The 17,450-nt window shown below is 72.7% G+C and carries 7 protein-coding genes; 6 read left to right on the top strand and 1 reads right to left on the bottom strand.

Going from position 1 to position 17,450, the window contains the following annotated elements; genetic code table 11:
* The first annotated feature begins 36 nt into the window (after nucleotides 1-36).
* Together IMZ11_RS08245 and IMZ11_RS08240 are read left to right on the top strand one after the other, a co-directional pair.
* Nucleotides 37-912 (top strand): LysR family transcriptional regulator, encoded by an 876-nt coding sequence (locus IMZ11_RS08245; protein WP_228639206.1) that lies wholly within the window; start codon nucleotides 37-39, stop codon nucleotides 910-912.
* A gap of 69 nt (nucleotides 913-981) precedes the next feature.
* On the top strand, nucleotides 982-2,169 hold the full coding sequence (locus IMZ11_RS08240) for an amidase (RefSeq protein ID WP_228639204.1): 1,188 nt from the start codon (nucleotides 982-984) through the stop codon (nucleotides 2,167-2,169).
* A gap of 3 nt (nucleotides 2,170-2,172) precedes the next feature.
* Here the strand turns inward: IMZ11_RS08240 and IMZ11_RS08235 are convergent, their stop codons facing one another.
* Nucleotides 2,173-3,213 (bottom strand): Lrp/AsnC family transcriptional regulator, encoded by a 1,041-nt coding sequence (locus IMZ11_RS08235; RefSeq protein WP_228639202.1) that lies wholly within the window; start codon nucleotides 3,211-3,213, stop codon nucleotides 2,173-2,175.
* A 158-nt stretch (nucleotides 3,214-3,371) separates the two neighbouring features.
* Between IMZ11_RS08235 and IMZ11_RS08230 the strand changes: the two genes are divergently transcribed.
* The 4 genes from IMZ11_RS08230 to IMZ11_RS08215 all read left to right on the top strand — a co-directional run bounded on the left by IMZ11_RS08230 (nucleotide 3,372) and on the right by IMZ11_RS08215 (nucleotide 17,350).
* On the top strand, nucleotides 3,372-4,865 hold the full coding sequence (locus tag IMZ11_RS08230) for an amidohydrolase family protein (protein ID WP_228639200.1): 1,494 nt from the start codon (nucleotides 3,372-3,374) through the stop codon (nucleotides 4,863-4,865).
* The gene (locus IMZ11_RS08225; RefSeq protein ID WP_228639198.1) at nucleotides 4,862-5,554 is read left to right on the top strand and encodes an aspartate/glutamate racemase family protein; all 693 of its coding nucleotides are present in this window, start codon (nucleotides 4,862-4,864) and stop codon (nucleotides 5,552-5,554) included. Before IMZ11_RS08230 ends, IMZ11_RS08225 begins: the two co-directional genes overlap by 4 nt.
* A 155-nt stretch (nucleotides 5,555-5,709) precedes the next feature.
* Nucleotides 5,710-15,066, top strand: a complete 9,357-nt coding sequence (locus tag IMZ11_RS08220) for a hypothetical protein (protein WP_228639196.1) — start codon at nucleotides 5,710-5,712, stop codon at nucleotides 15,064-15,066.
* Between the two features lie 13 nt (nucleotides 15,067-15,079).
* Nucleotides 15,080-17,350: a hypothetical protein gene (locus IMZ11_RS08215; protein WP_228639194.1), complete on the top strand. Its 2,271-nt coding sequence runs from the start codon at nucleotides 15,080-15,082 to the stop codon at nucleotides 17,348-17,350.
* The last annotated feature ends 100 nt before the right edge of the window (nucleotides 17,351-17,450 follow it).

The raw sequence follows: 17,450 nt of genomic DNA, 5'->3' as shown, positions 1-17,450 counted from the left end.
CACGACATTTGGCGACGCTGAGAATAAGGAACGCTAATGCTGAAGCCGGAACACCTGCGCACGCTCCGTGAGGTCGTCCAGCTGGGGTCCTTCGCCGCCGCCGCCAACCGGCTCGGTTACACCTCCTCGGCCGTGTCCCAGCAGATGGCCGCGCTGGAGCGGAAGATGGGCGTGAAGCTGTTCGACCGCTCCGCCCACAGCGTGCTGCCCACCAGCGCCGCCGAGGTGCTGGCCAGGCACGCGGAGACCGTGCTCATGGACATCGAGCGCATGGTCGCCACCGTCCAGGCCGTGCACAGGAACAGCGGCGGCCAGATCCATCTGGGCATCTTTCCCAGCTTCGCCGACGTGCTGGCCGGTGTCCTGCGGCGGATGGAGCCGCAGGACCGGGCCGGGATCAAGGTCTCCGTCGCCGAGTCCTCCCAGCTCATCCCGCGTCTGGGCGCCGGCGGCGAGATGGACGCGGCGATCGTCTACCAGGTGGGGAACTCCGGCCTGTCCTGGCCGTCGGCACTCGGGCGGCACTGGATCGCCGAGGACCGCTACAAGATCGTCCACCCGCGCGACTGGCTCGACCTCGAGCCCTACCGGGTCGAGCAGCTCGTCGACCTGCCGTGGATCATGCATCATCCGGGCAGCAGCGACGCCTCCTTCTTCGACAGCGTCTTCGCCCGGTGGAACCTGCGCCCCCGGGTGGCCTGCTACTCCGACGACTTCAAGATCACGTTGACGATGGTCGAGGCGGGCATAGGCGCGGCCCTCGTGACCGACCTCGCGCTGCGCGGGCACGGCAGGGACGTCGTGGTCGCCGACGTGCCGTGGCTGAACACCAGCCGCAGTATCTTCAGCCTGGTCCGCCCCGAGCGCGAGACCGCGTCCCTGCACTCCCTGCTGGACGCGCTGGCGGTCTGACCGGCGGCGGCGCCGACCCGCGCTCGCGACGGGCGGCGTTCACCAGACACTCCCCAGGAGATTCCGATCATGGAAATGGAACACGAGGCGGCGATCGTCAGGTCCGCCGAGGCCATTCGGCTCCACCGCGAGCACAACATCCTCATCGAGTCCGGTGCCGAGCCGGTCATCGACCGGCTCGCGCGCCTCGACCGGCCGGTGCCCGCCACACCGCCCGAGCTGTGGGGCTGGACGTTCGTGGTCAAGGACATGATCGATGTCGCCGGTCTCCGCACGACCCGCGGCTCCGTCCTGTACGGAAGCGAGGAGGCCCTGACCACCGCGCCGTGCGTCGAACTGCTGGAACGCGCCGGAGGGCTCCTGGTCGGCAAGGCGAACCAGCACGAGTTCGCCTGGGGCGTCACGAGCGAGAACCCGCACTGGGGCGATGTGCGCAACCCACGCCATGACCACCTGGCCCCCGGCGGGTCGAGCGGCGGCACGGCGGCGGCGCTCGCCGCCGGCATCGCCCGGGTCGGCCTCGGTACGGACACCGGAGGTTCGGTGCGGATCCCGGCGGCCTGCTGCGGCGTCGTCGGACTGCGCCCGAGGGCCGGCGCCGTTTCGGCCGAAGGGGTCGCGCCGCTCGCTCCGATGTTCGACGTGGTCGGGCCGATGGCCACGTCGGTCGCCGACTGCGCGCGCGTGTGGCAGGCGCTCTCCGGGGAGGCCGTCCCGCCGCCCTCCTCACTGTCGGGGCTGGTCGTCGGCGTCGCCGAAGGGTGCGCGCAGGCCGGGGAGTTCGCGGACCTGGGCGCCGAGGTTCGCGAGATCGCCCTGCCGTACGACATCCTCTCCCCGTACTGGACGATCGTGGGCGCGCAGGCCCGGCGCACCCACGAGGCCACGTATCCGAAGAACGCCGCGAGCTACAGCGCGGGCGTGCGGCGGAAGCTGGACGACGCCGCCGGGATCGGCCATCGGGAATACCGCGGGGCCGTCGCGGAGCTCGCGGCCGTCCGGGCCAGGTTCTCGGCCGAGATGTCGGGCATCGACGTCGTGATCACCCCGACACTCGGCGGTCCCGCGCCGCGGGTCGGATGCGACGAGGCCGCCGTGCGCGGCGAGGTCGGCCGGATCACGTCCGTCGTGTCCGCGCTCGGCCTGCCCGCGCTGGCCGTCGGAGACCTGCAGATGGTGGGGCGCAGGGAGGCCGACGTCCTGCGGGCCGGCCTGTGCCGGGAGGCCCGCGGGGGAGTGATCCCCGAGCCGCGCTGAACGTCAGATACGCGGCGACAGGCTCCACGGATCCACCGGGACGACCCCCGTGCAGCGGCCGAAGGGGTCGAGCACCCGCCCGTAGAGCTTCGACTGCCGCAGGACGATCTGCCGGTCGGCGACGCTCACGTACGGGAACCGCTCCTCGAGGCGCACCACCAGCGGATGCAGGTCGGAGACCCCGTGCAGGCCGACGGTGAGGAGCATGTTGCGGGCACCCGCGAGCGCCGCGCACGTCCGCGTCTCCGGCCAGTCGAGGAGCGCCCGGCCGGTCTCCTCCAGCAGACCGTCCGGCATCCGCAGCCACAACACCGCCGAGGAGTGCCAGCCCGCGTGCGCGCGCGCCAGGTCGCAGCGGAAGTCGATGTCGCCGGTCGCGACCAGGCGTGACAGCCGCCGCTGCACCGTGCGCTCGGACATGCCGACGGCACCCGCCAGCTCGGCGTAACCGGCGCGGCCGTCCGCGAGCAGGGCCTTGAAGAGCCGCCGGTCGATCTCGTCCATCTCCCTGGTGGACTCCGGCGGCCCGGGTCGCCTGGTCAGCACGCTCGCGGACCTGGGCGACAACACGCGCAGCCGCCAGCGGCACGACGCCTCGAAGACGCGCGTGGCGAGATGGGTGCGCACCTTCGCCACGCCGGGCACCCGCGGCAGGTCCGTGAGCAGGTAGTCCGCCAGCGCCGGCATCGACGCGGCGACGGCGATCACGAAGAGGTCGTGACCCGCGGCGACGTGCTGGACGGTGATGAGGTGCCCCGCCGTCGCGAGCCTGCCCGCGACCTCGACCGCCGCTCCGGCCTCGCAGTCGATCTCCAGGAACGCCATGCTCATCGCGTGCATCTGGCGCCGTCCCAGGGCGACGGTGGTCCACGCCTCCCCGGTGCCGTTCAGCCGCTGCCAGCGCCGCGCCGCCGTCACCGGGTCCGCGCCGGTCGCCGCCCCGACGTCCACCCAGCTCGCCCGTGGGTTGATCTGGAGGGCGTCGATGAGTTCGAGGTCGGTCTCCGACAACAACCGCGGAGACTCGACGCCGGAATCCTGCACGATCACTCCCTTGGTGTCATATTGCTGCGTTCGGACACCGGGCACACCGTATACCTCGATCCTTGTGCGGGCAGCCGTCCCCGGCTCGCCTTCTGGCTCACTTCTGGCTCGCTCCCTGGATCGCCCCTCGGTCGCCGTGGGGGAGAGGACGCTTCCCGATGACTCCGCCGCGCGACTGCGACCTGGTGCTGGCCGGGGGGCGGGTCGTCGATCCCGAGTCCGGCCTGGACGCGGTCGCGGACGTCGCCGTCAGCGGCGGCACGATCGTCGCGGTCGGTGAGTCGTCCGGATTCCGCCCGGCACGGACGCTCGACGTGTCCGGCCACGTCGTCACCGCCGGGTTCGTCGACCTGCACAGCCACGCGCAGACCATCCCCTCCCTGCGCCTCCAGGCGCTGGACGGGGTCACCACCGCCTTGGATCTGGAGGCGGGCGCGGGCGACGTGGCCCGCGCGCTCGCGAGCGCCGCGGCGGAGGGCCGCCCCGTCAACTACGGCTATTCGGCCTCGTGGGCGCAGGCCAGGATGGGCGTCCTGGACGGCACGCCCCCGGTACACGGGCCGCTCGGCTTCGCGGCGGGCATCGGGGGCAGCGCCGGACGGCAGGGGCCCGCGGCCCCCGCCGCGCTCTCCCGGATCATCGGCCGCCTGGAGGAGGAGATCGGCGCGGGCGCGCTGGGCATCGGCGTGCTCCTCGGGTACGCCCCGCGAACCGGCAGGGGCGAGTACATGCGCGTGGCGAGTACGGCCGCGCGCCTGGGCGTGCCGACCTTCACGCACGCGCGCTTCAAGAACCGGGACGACCCGGAGACGGCGCTGGAAGGCGCGGCCGAGGTCGTCGCGGCGGCGGCGGGGACCGGCGCGCACATGCACCTGTGCCATCTGAACTCCACCTCGCTGCGTGCCGTCGACGAGGTCGCGGAATTGGTCGGCGGCGCACGCTCGCGCGGGCTCGCCATCACGACCGAGGCCTATCCGTACGGCGCGGGGATGACCGCGGTCGGCGCCCCGTTCCTGCGTCCTGACCGCCTTCCCCGCCTCGGCCTCCGCCCCTCGGACCTGGTCGTCGTGGCCACGGGCGAGCGTCCCGTGGACGAGGAGAGGCTCCTGCGGATCCGGCAGGACACCCCCGAGGCGCTGGTCGTCGTCCACTACTTCGACGAGGCTTCGGAAGCGGACCTGGCCGTGATCAGGCGCGCGTTGCTGCTCGACGACACCGCGGTCGCCTCGGACGCCGTCCCCTTCACCGACGCGGGCGGCGCGCCCGTCGAGGGCGACCGTCCCATGCCGCCCGACGCCGTCTCGCATCCGCGCAGCTCCGGCACCTTCGCGCGGTTCCTGCGCACGATGGTGCGGGAGACCGCGACGTTGTCGCTGCGCGAGGCCCTGCGCCGCTGCTCGCTGCTGCCCGCCACCTTCCTCCAGGCCGCCTGCCCGGCCATGGCACGCAAGGGACGCGTACGGGCGGGCTGCGATGCCGACCTCGTGGTCTTCGACCTCGCCGAGGTCGCCGACCGGTCGACGTACCAGACCCCGGCGACGTCGTCGATCGGCTTCACGCACGTGTTCGTCGGGGGAGAGGCCGTGGTGCGCGACGGCGCCCTGGTGCCCTCCGTACTGCCCGGCCGTGCCATCGTCGGAGGTGCCCGATGAGCGAGCCCCGGCTGGTCGGCGTCCTCGGCGGCATGGGCCCGGCGGCCACCGTCGACTTCTACGGCAAGCTCGTGGAGGAGACGGCGGCCACCTGCGACCAGGGGCACGTGCCCATCGTCATCTGGGGCGATCCTCGCGTCCCCGATCGTTCCCTGAGCCTGCTCGGCGGCGGCGAGGACCCGACCCCGTACCTGCGGCGCGGCATCGAGGCGCTGAAGCGGGCGGGATGCGAGGTGCTCGCCGTTCCCTGCAACACCGCCCACGCCTTCGTGCCGCGCCTGGCGGACGAGGCCGGGCTGGAGCTGGTGAGCATCATCGAGGTCACGGCCGACGCCCTCGCGGCGGACGGCGTCGGAGCCGCCGGCGTACTGGCCACCACGGGCACCCTGCGCGCGGGCCTGTACGCGGACGCGCTGCGGCGGCGCGGCGTCGAGATCGTCGAGCCGGACGCGCCCGGCCAGCGGCAGGTCATGGCGGCCATCGGCGCCGTCAAGAGCGGCGGCGCCCGGCCCGCCCACCGTCGCGCGCTCGCGGAGGTCTCGCGGTCCCTCGCCGATCGCGGCGCGGAGCGGATCGTCACCGCGTGCACCGAGATCGTCCTGGCTCTGGACGTGTCCCGCGTCCCCGTGCCGGTGCTCGACCCCGCCCGCCTGCTGGCCCGCCGGGTCGCCGACGTGGCACTCGGCTGAGGCACGCGCGGTACCCCGTCGGTCACGCGGGGTTGGAGCTCCCCCAAGTGGTTCACAAGTAGCGATCGGTAGACACATCCCCGTCATATCGGCTGCTGAGTCCTGGGGGTCTCGTGTTCAGGCAGCGATTGTTCAGCGTTCTGTGCGCCTTGGGGATGGTGGCAGGACTGGTCACGGCGGTTCCGCCGGTCGCCTCGGCGGCGGCGCAACGGGATGAGGAGACCACCGCGCTCCTGTCCGCGGTCGAGCGGTTCGCCGCCGCGGGCAGGGGCCTCGCGACGGTCGGCCCGATGGGCGAGCAACTGCCCCTGGTCGGCCTGGTCCCCGGCGGCGCGGACGGCCTGGGATTGGGCGACCTCTTCGACGTGGCGGTGTACGACCAGCTCAAGGACCTCACCAGCCTGGCCGATCTCAAGGACGAGTACGCGCTCGCCGGCCCGCGCGGCGGCCGGTTGCTGGCGAAGGCGAGCACCGACGGCACGATCAGGCGCCTCGACCTCACGTTGGAGGTCACCAGGACGGTCGCCGACCGGCCGGTCTCGGTCAGCAGCACCCAGCCCAAGGTCTCGCTGGCGACATCCGGCGGGGTGAACGTCACGCTGAAGCTCGCGGCGAAGCTCCCCTTCGGCTACGACCCGGCCACCAAGTCGGTCTGGCTGGGTAAGGACGTCGCGCTGACGGTCCAGGCGGACGGGCGACTGGTCGCGGGGGCCAAGCCCACGGCCGCCTTCGGCATCCTCGGCGTCGACCTGTCGGCGGGTTCGGCGCTCTCCTTCACCTCCACGTACACCTCGGCCGTATCCGACCCCGACGGCGACGGCAGGCTGGACCTGCGCGAGCTGGGGGCGGAGGGGGCGGCGGCCGGGTTGTTCGCCTTCTCCAGGAAGGGCTCGGCCACCGCCAAGCTGGGGATCACGGCGCAGCCGTTCGCCGGCGCCCAGGTCGAGGGCGCCACCGCGACCGTCGACGTGAGCTGGCCGGACCTCGCGACGGGCGGCCCGCAGGTGAGCGTGAGCCAGCCCGACCTGGACAGGCTCAACCGCTTCCAGACACTCACCCCGAAGGACCTGCTGGACGGGCTGACACATCTGGCCAACGCGATCACCGCCGTTCAGCGTGCCCGCTGGGGCGACCAGGGCGACGTGGATCTGCCGTTCATGCGTGGTTCCCTGGCCGACGCGGTGCAGATCTCGGAGGCGCTCGACGCGTTCGTCGCCGGCAGCGTCGACCGCGACACCGGCCGGCCGACCTTCACCTCGATCCAGGACATGTTCACCGCGCTCGGCAAGGCGCGCGGCCTGCCCGGCGGCGCGATCATCAAGGTCGCCGACGCGGGCTACGACGACGCCGCCAAGAAGATCGCCTTCACGCTCGTCATCGACCGCTCGGTCAACCCCGTGCCCGAGGCGCTCAACCCGGCGGGCCAGGCCAGCAGCGGGGCGGGAACCGGCGTCACCTACACGGCCGCGACCCTCAAGCACGCCGGCCAGAAGTGGACGCCCGGGCAGTTCGCCGGCCGTATGGTCACGGCGGGCGCGTCGAGCGGCGTCGTGGCGGACAACACGGCTGACACCGTCACCCTCGCCGCGGACGGGTGGCGCGGAGGCGTGCCCGCGGCCGGCGCGCCGTACCGGATCGCCGCGGCCGACCCGATGATCGGCCAGGTCTCCTTCGGCGACACCTTCAAGACCCGCGCGGGGCTCGCACAGGCCAACGCGGCCACGTCGGTGGCCGGCGTGATGCGCGGGTACCACGCCGCCGCCACGGTCGTGCTCGACCTCAGCGACCCGGCCACCGGGCAGGCGTGCGCCGCCAGGCCGGACGGGCAGCAGAAGGCCTGTCCCTACAAGCACACCAACCCGGACGGCAGCTCGACCGTGGTGACGGAACTGCCCCGGCCCGCCGACCGCGTCATGCTGCGTACCGGCCGGGACCTGTTCGGCGCGCGCGTGTCGGTCCTCAGCTCGGTGAACGTCAACGCCGTCGTCGGCTACCTGGGCGTGCAGGTCACCGGAGACCTCTCCATGTCCGGCAGGAGCGGCGGCGACACGGTGAAGGTGGCGCTCAAGGACGTCGGAGACGTACGGCTGACGCAGCTGTTCGAGCGCCTGGCGAGCAACCCGGGCGAGGTCCTGACGTCCCAGGTGGACGCCGCCGCCCAGGCCAGGCTCACCCTGGGCGTGCCGGGGATGGCGGACTTCTTCGGCGGCAAGGTCACCGGCGCGGTGGAGATGCCGGACATCGGCAAGCCGGACACGCTGGTCTTCAGCGGCTTCGACAAGCTCGGCAAGGTCAAGGACTTCGCCTTCGACCCCGACAACCCGCGCGCCCTGTTCGGCGCGCTGATCAAGTCGCTCGGCGCGATGGCCACCTACCTCGACCAGGTCAAGGGCAGTGGGCCGGTCGGCGACGCGATGACCACGAAGCTGCCGCTCCTCGGCCGCTCGGTCTCCGACCTGGTCTCCGCCGAGGAGATGGGCTCGGGCCCCGGCGTCGTGTACGGCGACGGCGCCTGCGGCGGCGGCAACGGCTTCGTCACCGACCCCTCCCGCACGTTCACCCAGGCGCACGTCGGCCGCGGAGTGATCGTCGGTACCCGTCTGATGACCGTCGCGGCGGTCTGCGACGGGCACACGATGGCGTTCACCGGGAAGTTCGGCGAGGCCACGCCGGAGCCGGGCGCCGCCTACACGCTGCGCTCGCGGCTCAGGGACGCGGTCGACCGGCTGACCGCCGCCCCGCCGGACACCGTGCAGGCGCTGGTCGCCGAGCTGAACAAGACGCTGGGCGGTCAGGTGCGCGTCGGCTACGAGGGCGGCCGGCTGCGGCTGTCGCTGGCCTATGACAAGAAGGCGGCGCTGAACGAGCCGCTGCGCTTCTCCTTCGGGGAGCGCAGCCTGGTCGCCGCCTCCGGTTCCGGCACGCTCGACGCCACGATCGACGGCGAGGTACGGCTGGGCCTGCAGGTGGCGCTCAAGCGCGACTTCGACCTCGCCCGCGACCTGCTCGTCGAGACCGATTCCAGCCTCGACCTGGAGGCGAGGGCGCAGCTCGACGGCACCGTCGACGCCTCCATCGGGCCGCTCCCCGTCTCCATCGGCAAGGCGGGCGACGATCCGCTGCAGGCCAGGCTCGGCTACGGCGTGAGCCTCCGCTACGGCGGCGAGTCGCAGGAGCCGGTGCCGCCGGCCGACTTCTTCGCCGGGCTCGACCTGGCGCTCAACGAGACGAGCGACCCCGTCACCTGCGACCGCGACCCCCGTCGCGACGAGACCGACCTCGCGCTGTGCGCGGTGCTGCCCGCCTACCTGGGCGGCAGCCCGATCACCGCCGACGGCAAGCACGCGCTCGTCCTGCGGTTGCCCAGAGCCGCTCCGCTGGCCGAGATGTTCGACCTGACCAAGAAGCTGCCCGGCGACATCGACCGGCTGGAGCTGCCCGCGTTCGACTTCTCCACGCTGCCCGCCGGGATGGAACTGGACTGGACCAACCTGGGCGACGGCATCGACCGCTACCTCACCGCGCTTGAGTCCGGCATGCGCACGGCCGCCTACGACGGCCGGCTGCCCCTGGTCGGCCACGACCTCCAGCAGGGCGCGGACTTCGTCGGCGCCAAGCGCCTGGAGATCAAGGCGGCGATCCGCAAGCTGCCGAACGGCGGCCGGGTGCCCACCGGCAAGGACCTGCGCGAGTGGTACAACGCCGAGCTGGCCCCCAAGATCGGCCCAGGCGCGCAACCCGTGATCACCTGCGTGCAGGCGCCTGAGCCCGCGGACCCCACCGCCTGCGACGCGGCCAAGGGCACCGAGCTGACCGGCGTCAGATTCACGATCAGCATCGGCAAGGGCGTCGTCGACCCGCAGCAGGGCTGTGTCGACGGCTGCGCGGCCCTGGAGCGGCGGCTGGACATCGGCATCCCCGGCCTCGCGCTACGCCAGGGGCCCGGCAAGGGCGTGCAGGCCAAGGTCGGCTGGCACATCGAGGCCACCGTCGGCCTGGACCGGACCAACGGCTTCTTCCTCGACGCGACGCCGGACAAGCAGCCGCGGGCGAGCGTCGGCGTGAACGTCTCGCTGCCCGAGGAGATCAACGCCAAGCTGGCCATCCTCGACGTGACCCTGAAGAACCGCACGGCGCAGTCGCCCGACCTGTTCGCGGGCACCTTCACCGTCGGGCTCAAGCCCGTCGGCCGGATCGGGCTGCGGGAACTCGCCGAGGCCGGTGACCTGGTGGAGACCTCGTTGCACGCCAAGGCGGCCATCGACTGGCGCTTCACCGTGACGCCCGGGTCGCCGATGCTCCCGGGGCTGTTCGGCGACTTCCACGTGGCCTGGGACCTCACCAAGGGCGGGGCCCCCGACCCGGCGAACCTGAACATCGCCTTCACGAACGTGAACCTGGAGGCCGGTGACTTCTTCCGCACCGTCCTCGGCCCGGTGGTGACCCAGGTCAAGCGGCTCACCGATCCGGTCAGGCCGGTGGTCGACCAGCTCTACGCGCCGATCCCGGTGCTCTCGGACCTGAGCCGGGCCGCGGGCGGCGACGACGTGAACCTGATGACGATCGCCAAGAAGTTCAACACCCTGGGCGGCAACAGCACGACGCAGTTCATCGAGCGGATGACCGAGATCCTCAAGCTGGTCTCCTCGCTGCCCGACTGCCGGGGCGAGTTGCACATCCCCATCGGCGGCTTCACGGTGGTCGGCGACAGGGCGCTCACGACCGAGAACTCGCCGGACGTGGCGGACTCGCTGATCACGGATGTGGCCCCGGAGACGGCCGACCTGTTCGCGGCGCTCGACGAGGGCGCCAGGAGCTGCGCCAAGGGCAAGGCGGCGAGCGACGCCGAGCAGGGACCGCTGAAGCACTCCAAGAGCGCCGGCTTCAGCTTCCCCGTGCTCGACAACGCCGGCCGGTCGATCTTCAGCCTGCTTATGGGCAAGGACGTGGAGCTGGTCGAGTACGACTCGGGCCCGCTGCGTCTGGGCTTCACCTACAGCCAGTCCTTCGGCCCGGTGTACGCGCCGCCGCCCATCATGGTCGTCATCTCCGGCACCGCCGGGGTCGAGGCGCGGATCAAGGCGGGCTTCGACACGTACGGCATCCGCAAGGCGATCGAGCAGGGAGAGGCCGACCTCCAAGTCCTCGACAGCCTCTACCTGAAGACCACCGACGAACGCGGCCAGCCCCTACCGGCGATCAAGCTGTACGGACAACTCGAGGCCGGAGCGGCGGTCGACCTGCTGCTCGTCAAGGCGGGCGTGAGCGGCGGCGTCTCCCTGGCCATCTCGATGCTCTGGGCCGATCCGACCAACGACGGCAAGTTCAGGTTCCACGAGTTCACCGGCGTCCTGCTGCGCAACCCGCTGTGCCTGTTCACCATGGACGGCAAGCTCAAGGTCTATCTCAAGGCATGGGTGGAGATCGGGATCTCGATCTTCAAGAAGCGGTTCGACTGGACGATCGTCGAGGCCACGCTGCTCGACTTCTCGGCCAAACCGAAGTGCGACGAGGATCCGCCCAAGCTCGCCACCGTCAGCGGCGAGGCGCTGGTGCTGCACATCGGGCCGATGCGCCCGGCCAGAGGCGGCAGCACGGCCAAGCCCGGCGACGACGCCGAGCAATGGACCGTCAGCCAGCTCCCCGGCGACGAGGGGTTCGTGGTCAGCGCGCTCGGCGTACGCGAGGAGCACCGTACGGCGGGACTCGACCGGGTGCTGGCGGACGGCCGCGGCGCGAAGGGCAGCCTGCGGCTCGTCTTCCAGGGCTACGCCGACGCGTCGGGCAAGCCGTACCCGTTCGACCGGAAGGTCGTCGCGTTCGGCGGTGAGGGAGACGACCTGATCCTGGCCGGCGCGGGAACCAACGTGGTGGACGGTGGCAAGGGCGACGACCAGATCACCAGCGCCGACCAGTACGACGAGCGGGGCAGGACGGTCGCGATCGTGGCCGGCGGCCCCGGCGACGACTACCTGACCGTGGGCGGCGCGGGCGGCTGGGTGGCCGGAGACGGCCACCTCACCCCCGCCACCCGGAAGGTCGGCACGGTCGAGGTCGCCGACTGGACCGCCGACGGCCTGCCCGGCGAGCCCGCCAACGGCTCCGGCGACGGTGACGACCGGATCGCCGCCGGGCTCGGCAAGAACCGGCTGTGGGGGAACGGCGGGGACGACACGCTCAGCGTGGCGTCCGACAGCCCGCTGGCCGCCACCGACCCGTCACCCCGCTACCGCGCCCAGCCGAGCCTGCTGGTCGGCGGGCCCGGCGGCGACACGCTCACCGGCGGCTCCGCCGGCGACGAGATCTACACCGGGCCGCGCGAGGAGACCGAACCCGACGGAGCGGGACCCGCCGACACCGGCCCCAACTACGTCGACACCGGCGCGGGCGCCGACACGGTGTACGGCGGGCAGGCCGTCGACCTGGTCGCCGGGCACTCCCTGCCCGGCGAGACGGTGAAGATCATCGGAGGTGGCGGCGACGACGTGCTCGCGGGCGGTCACGGCAAGGACGAGATCTTCGGTGGCCCCGGCGACGACTGGGTGATCGCCGAGCCGTCCGACGTCGGTGAGGCCGAGGGCCGCGACGACTACGGCCCGGCCAGGCGGGTACGGCACCTGCCGCTGCCCGCGGGCGTCGAGCCGTCGGTCAAGCTGCTGGTCGGCGGCGACGGCGACGACCACATCGTGGGCGGCGACGGCGGCGCGACGATCTTCGGCGACAGACGGCGCGCCGAGCCCTGCGAGGAGACCGACGGGAACGGCGACGGCCGCGACCTCATCCTCGGCGGCTCAGGAAAGGAGACCGTCTCGGCCGGCGGCGGAGCCGACCGGGTCGAGGCCGGCGCCGGAGACGACCGGATCTGCGGCGAGCGGGGCGACGACCACCTGTCCGGAGGGGCGGGCGACGACTCGATCAGCGGCGGCTCAGGAAAGGACACCGCCTACGGCGACGACGGGGCCGACGAGGTGGCCGGTGGCTCCGGCGACGACACGCTGTACGGCGGCGCGCAGGACGACACGGTCCTCGGCGAAGCGGGCGAGGACGTCGCGTTCGGTGGCTCCGGCGACGACCTGGTCATCGGCGGCAGCCGCACGGCGGGCAAGGCCGACGGAGGCGACACGCTCTACGGCGACGCCGGAGCGGACCGGCTGGTCGGTGACAACGGCGACGCCACCGGTTCCTTCGACCTGGACGGGACGCCGGAGGAGGCCGGTGGCCCCGACGTGATCCACGGCGGCGACGGCGCCGACATCGCCTTCGGCGGGATCGGGGCCGACGAGGTGCACGGCGACGCCGGTGACGACCACCTCGAAGGCGGCAACGGCGCCGACCGGGTGCTCGGCGAGGACGGAGAGGACGAGCTCGTCGGCGGCGGCTCCGGGCCGCACCCCGACGCGGGCGACACCCTGCTCGGCGGCGAGGGACCGGACGTGATCGCCGGTGACAACGCGGTCCTGAGCACGTCCGGCACGGCGACCCCGGTCGCGGTACGGGCCGGCCAGCTCCGCACGCACCGGGTGGAACTGCTCGCGGGCGGCTCCGGCGCGGACGTCGCCGACGGCGGCGCGGGCAACGACGCGATCTTCGGGCAGGGCGGCGCCGACCGGCTGCGCGGCCAGGCGGGCGACGACTACGCCGAGGGCGGCCAGGGCGTCGACTGGGTCGAGGGCGACCAGGGCGACGACGACGTGGTGGGCGGCTCGCACACGGCGACGGCCGACGACGACGACGCGCTGTTCGGCGGTCCGGGCGACGACGTCGTCCTGGGCGACAACGCCCTGGTGACGCCGGCGGGCGAGCCCACCCGGGCCACGGTCAGGTCCGGATCGGCCGGCAAGCCCATGACACCGCGCGCGGTCACGCTCCTGGGCGGCGGTTCGGGCGGCGACCGCATCTCCGGCGGGTCGGGTGTGGACGTCCTGTGGGGGCAGGACGGTGACGACTACATCTCCGGCGGCGCCCAGGGCGACTATGTCGAGGGCGGCGGCGGCGCGGACCAGATCCGCGGCGACCTCCCGCTGTCGGCCGAGTCCACCCAGACCACCAGCGAACCGCTCGCCGACCCCGGCTGGAAGGGCGCCGCGAGCGAGCCCGCGGAGCTGGAGGGCGAGGACGCCACACCCGGCCAGGACGACCTGATCGGCGGCTCGGCCAAGCCGGGCGCGGCCGACGAGGCCGACGCGATCGAGGGCGGTGGCGCGGCCGACGTGCTGCTCGGCGACAACGGCTCGCTCGTACGCACGCTCACCGAGAGCGGCGAGCGCGTCTACACCGAGCGCTACGCGGCGGGGCAGGCACCCGCCGACGCGACGCGCAGCCGTACGCACGATCCGGCGCTGCCAGGAGAGTCCACCAGGTTCTGCACGCAGGCCCAGGCGACGTGCGAGCCGGAAGGCGCCTTCGGGGCCGACCGCCTGTACGGCGACGCGGGCGACGACGGGCTGTGGGGACAGGACGGCGACGACCGCCTGTACGGCGGCGCGGGCGACGACGACATGTTCGGCGAGCTCGGCGACGACGAGATGGACGGCGGCGAGGGCGAGGACGCCATGCTCGGCGACCGCGGCGGCGTGGTGAACGAGCGCATCGACGCCGGGGACGCCCAGCGGCTGGGCTTCACGGTCAGCCTCAACGCCCCGCCGAAGGAGACCTACCGCGGCTTCCCGCTCGGCTCCTACGACCGTCGCGCGGACCTGCTGCACGACGCGGACGGTGACACCTGGGTGAGCGCCACCATGCCGTACGACGGGTTCGCCAAGGGTGGCGACGACCGCATGCGCGGCGGGCCGGGACGCGACAGCATGCACGGCGGCGCCGGCGACGATCTGATCAACGGCGACAGCGGCGGCGACGAGGTCTTCGGCGGCGACGGCGCGGACGTCATCTGGGGCGGCAAGGGCTGCGACCCGGTCCTCGACGCGGCGACCGCCGACTGCCTCAGCGACGGCGTGTTCGACCCGGCGGCCCGGGGCACCGACGACCGCTTCGTCGATCACGTCTTCGGTGGCGCCGGGGCGGACCTGCTCGACTACAACCCGCGCGGTTCCTTCCCGGACGAGTGCGCCCCCGGCCGGATGCCGGACGGCACGCTCACCACCGTCGTCGACCCCTGCCTGTGGTTCCGGATGACCGACAAGGACAACGCCTCCGTCACCGACGACCAGCACCACCAGGGCGTCGACTGGCAGTACGGCGGAGCGGACCGGGACGTGCTGCAGGGCGACCAGACCGCCAACGGGCCGAACCCGGGCGACAAGATGATCGACTGGAACGGCTCGTTCAACCTCTACACCCACTGCGGCCCGGCCAACGGCGGGCACAACATCGTCCGCCAGCACTCCCCGGCGATGCTCGACTTCCTGGCCAAGGTGGCCTGGGGAGCGGGCGCGGGGCGCGGCGCGGGTGACGCCTCGGGGGCGAGGGAGCTGGCGATCCCCACAGGCGACAGCGGCTCGCCGTATCCCACCTCACCCGGACACTTCGACTCGCCCGTGGCCTGCGCGGGCTGATCAGGAGACACGCATGTCACGCCGACTGACGGCCGCCGCCCTGGTGAAGGTGCTGGTGGCCGGGGGGATCGCCGCGGTACTCACCGCGGCGGCCCCCGCCCCGGCCCTCGCGGGGCCTCCTCCGTGCGATCCGGGCGACTGCTTCACCGTGACCGTCTCGCTCGACCGGGCTCCGGCCGTGGGGCAGAGCGCGACGCTCAGCGTCGAGGTGGTCGCCAAGCAGGACGTGCCGGACGCCACGACGACCATCGAGTTGCCGGAGACCCTGCGGTGGGTGCGCCCGCCGGCCGGGCTCGACCGCGCGGCGGCGACGATCGGGCGCAGCCCCGTGGACCGGGCCCGCCGTACCGAGCGGGTCCGGCGCGGCAAGCCGGTCCGCTACGAGGGCGTGGTCACCGCGGTCGCGCCCGGCCCCGCCTCGGTCCGCGTCCAGGCGCGGGACGGGCGGCCCGGCCCGAGCAGCGAGGGGCTGGCCTATCTCACGATCGGCGCCGAGTCGTCGATCTTCGGCATGCCGCCGGCCGACGGCGAGCGCCGCGCGGCGCCGCCGCCGGAGCAGCGGACGTCTCTGGCGAAGGACACGTGCGCGCACGGGCGCGTCACTTACGTCAAAGCGGAGGACGGCTCGGTCGGAGGCGTGCCCATGGCGCAGGTCTACGGGTACGACACCGACGCCGACGGCAGCAAGGACAATCTCGGGTGGACCATGACGGACGCCGCCGGCGATTACAAGCTGTGCTTCCCCGGCACCGATGAGGACGGCACCGGCCAGGACCTCTCCATCGAGGTCAGCGCGACGGGCGACTACTGGGCGGTCGTGAATCCCGGCGTCAAGGACCCGCTCGACCCCGCCTACTACGGCGACAGCGCGGTGACCAGCGACGTGCCCATCGGCACCGACCAGACGACCATCGACTTCCAGAGCGCGCCAGGCAGCCCGCTCGAAGGCGCGTTCCGGGTCTTCACCGCCGCCTACGACACCTGGAAGGCGTACACCGGCTGGCTGAACGTGCCCGGGAACGACTGCTGGAAGACCGGCGAGGCGAACTGCCGGTCGGTGCGCATCTACTGGGCGCCCGACAGTGCCTCCGGCTCCTACTACTGCCTGGGCGCCAGCGAAAAATGCTCAGCGCGCTTCGAGGTCCACCTGAACGCGGTGGAGGAGTTGCGCAAGATGACGGTGGCCCACGAGCTGGGGCACTTCATCATGGACTACACCTACGGCTCCTTCCCGCCGGCCCCTTCCTGTGATCCTCACTGGATGCGCACGCCCGCGAGCCCCGGCTGCGCCTGGACGGAGGGATGGGCCGACTGGCTGGCGGTCCAGACCTACGCCGACACGCACTTCCGCTGGGGCGACGTGAGCTCGATCAATCTGGAGGGCCCGCGCTGGTTCAGCGAGGACTGGCCGGAGGCGTCCTACTCCGACAAGACGGAGGGCCGCGTCGCGGGTGTCCTCCTGGACCTGGCCGACTTCGGGCCGCGCAACGAGCGGTACTGGGACACCTCCAGCCTGGGACCCGTCGGGGTCGTGGCCGCCTTCACCAAGGCGCCGGCCAACGACATCCACGAGTTCATGAAGCTGATCGAGCCGGCGGACGCGCTCGACGCGAGCTCGACGGCCTTCCAGAACGCCGTCTACCCCGAACGCTTCGAGCAGCTCAACGACAGGCAGCCGGAGTACCGGCCCGCGAACGTTCCGCTCCACCAGCGCTACATCGCGACCCCCGACAGGTGGTCCGTGGTGGCGACGGCCCCCTCCCTGACGGACGGCGACGACGTCGACCTGAAGGTGGCCAGGGACGCCGATCCTGAGTCGGCCGTCACCAGCTCGGAATGGGGCATCTCCGGCCCGGATTTCGTCGCCGTGCAGCCGGTCCCGGACCGCAAGCTCTACCAGGCCGACGTCACCTCCGGCACCGACTATCAGGAGGCCATGACGGAGGTGGTCACGGCGCCGGCCGACCACCTGGAGAAGGGCACGCCCATGGAGTTCACGATGGGCGCAGACCGGCTGGTGGAGATCCGTACGACGAGGATCGAGCAGGGCGTGCCCGCGACGATCACCGTGGTGCCGCGCAACGGGCAGGACTTCGACCTCTTCGTGCTGGCGCCGGACTCGACCAAGTGGGCCCTGCCGCGCTCCAGCGCCCGCCGTTCCACCAGCGGCGGGCCGAACAAGATCGAGCGGGTCACCATCGCGGATCCGAAGGTGGCCGGCGTCTACGCCGTCGTCGTGATCAGGAGAAGCGGCGTGGGAGGGCTCACCCTGGTGCACACGTGATCCCCGCGGGACCCGGGACGGAAGCACGCGCCGGGCGGGCTTCCTGATCCGACCTCGGCGAACGAGGTGACGCGCGACCGATGAGGCGGCGGAGCTCCAC

Source organism: Microtetraspora sp. AC03309, assembly GCF_020826795.1.
Taxonomy (GTDB): Bacteria; Actinomycetota; Actinomycetes; order Streptosporangiales; family Streptosporangiaceae; genus Microtetraspora; species Microtetraspora glauca.
This window is presented reverse-complemented; position numbering and strand designations above follow the sequence as displayed.

Excerpts from the sequence above, each read along its gene's own strand:
- IMZ11_RS08245 (WP_228639206.1), top strand. The coding sequence starts at position 37 with ATGCTGAAGCCGGAACACCTGCGCACGCTCCGTGAGGTCGTCCAGCTG.
- IMZ11_RS08240 (WP_228639204.1), top strand. The coding sequence starts at position 982 with ATGGAAATGGAACACGAGGCGGCGATCGTCAGGTCCGCCGAGGCCATT.
- IMZ11_RS08230 (WP_228639200.1), top strand. The coding sequence starts at position 3,372 with ATGACTCCGCCGCGCGACTGCGACCTGGTGCTGGCCGGGGGGCGGGTC.
- IMZ11_RS08225 (WP_228639198.1), top strand. The coding sequence starts at position 4,862 with ATGAGCGAGCCCCGGCTGGTCGGCGTCCTCGGCGGCATGGGCCCGGCG.
- IMZ11_RS08220 (WP_228639196.1), top strand. The coding sequence starts at position 5,710 with ATGGTGGCAGGACTGGTCACGGCGGTTCCGCCGGTCGCCTCGGCGGCG.
- IMZ11_RS08215 (WP_228639194.1), top strand. The coding sequence starts at position 15,080 with ATGTCACGCCGACTGACGGCCGCCGCCCTGGTGAAGGTGCTGGTGGCC.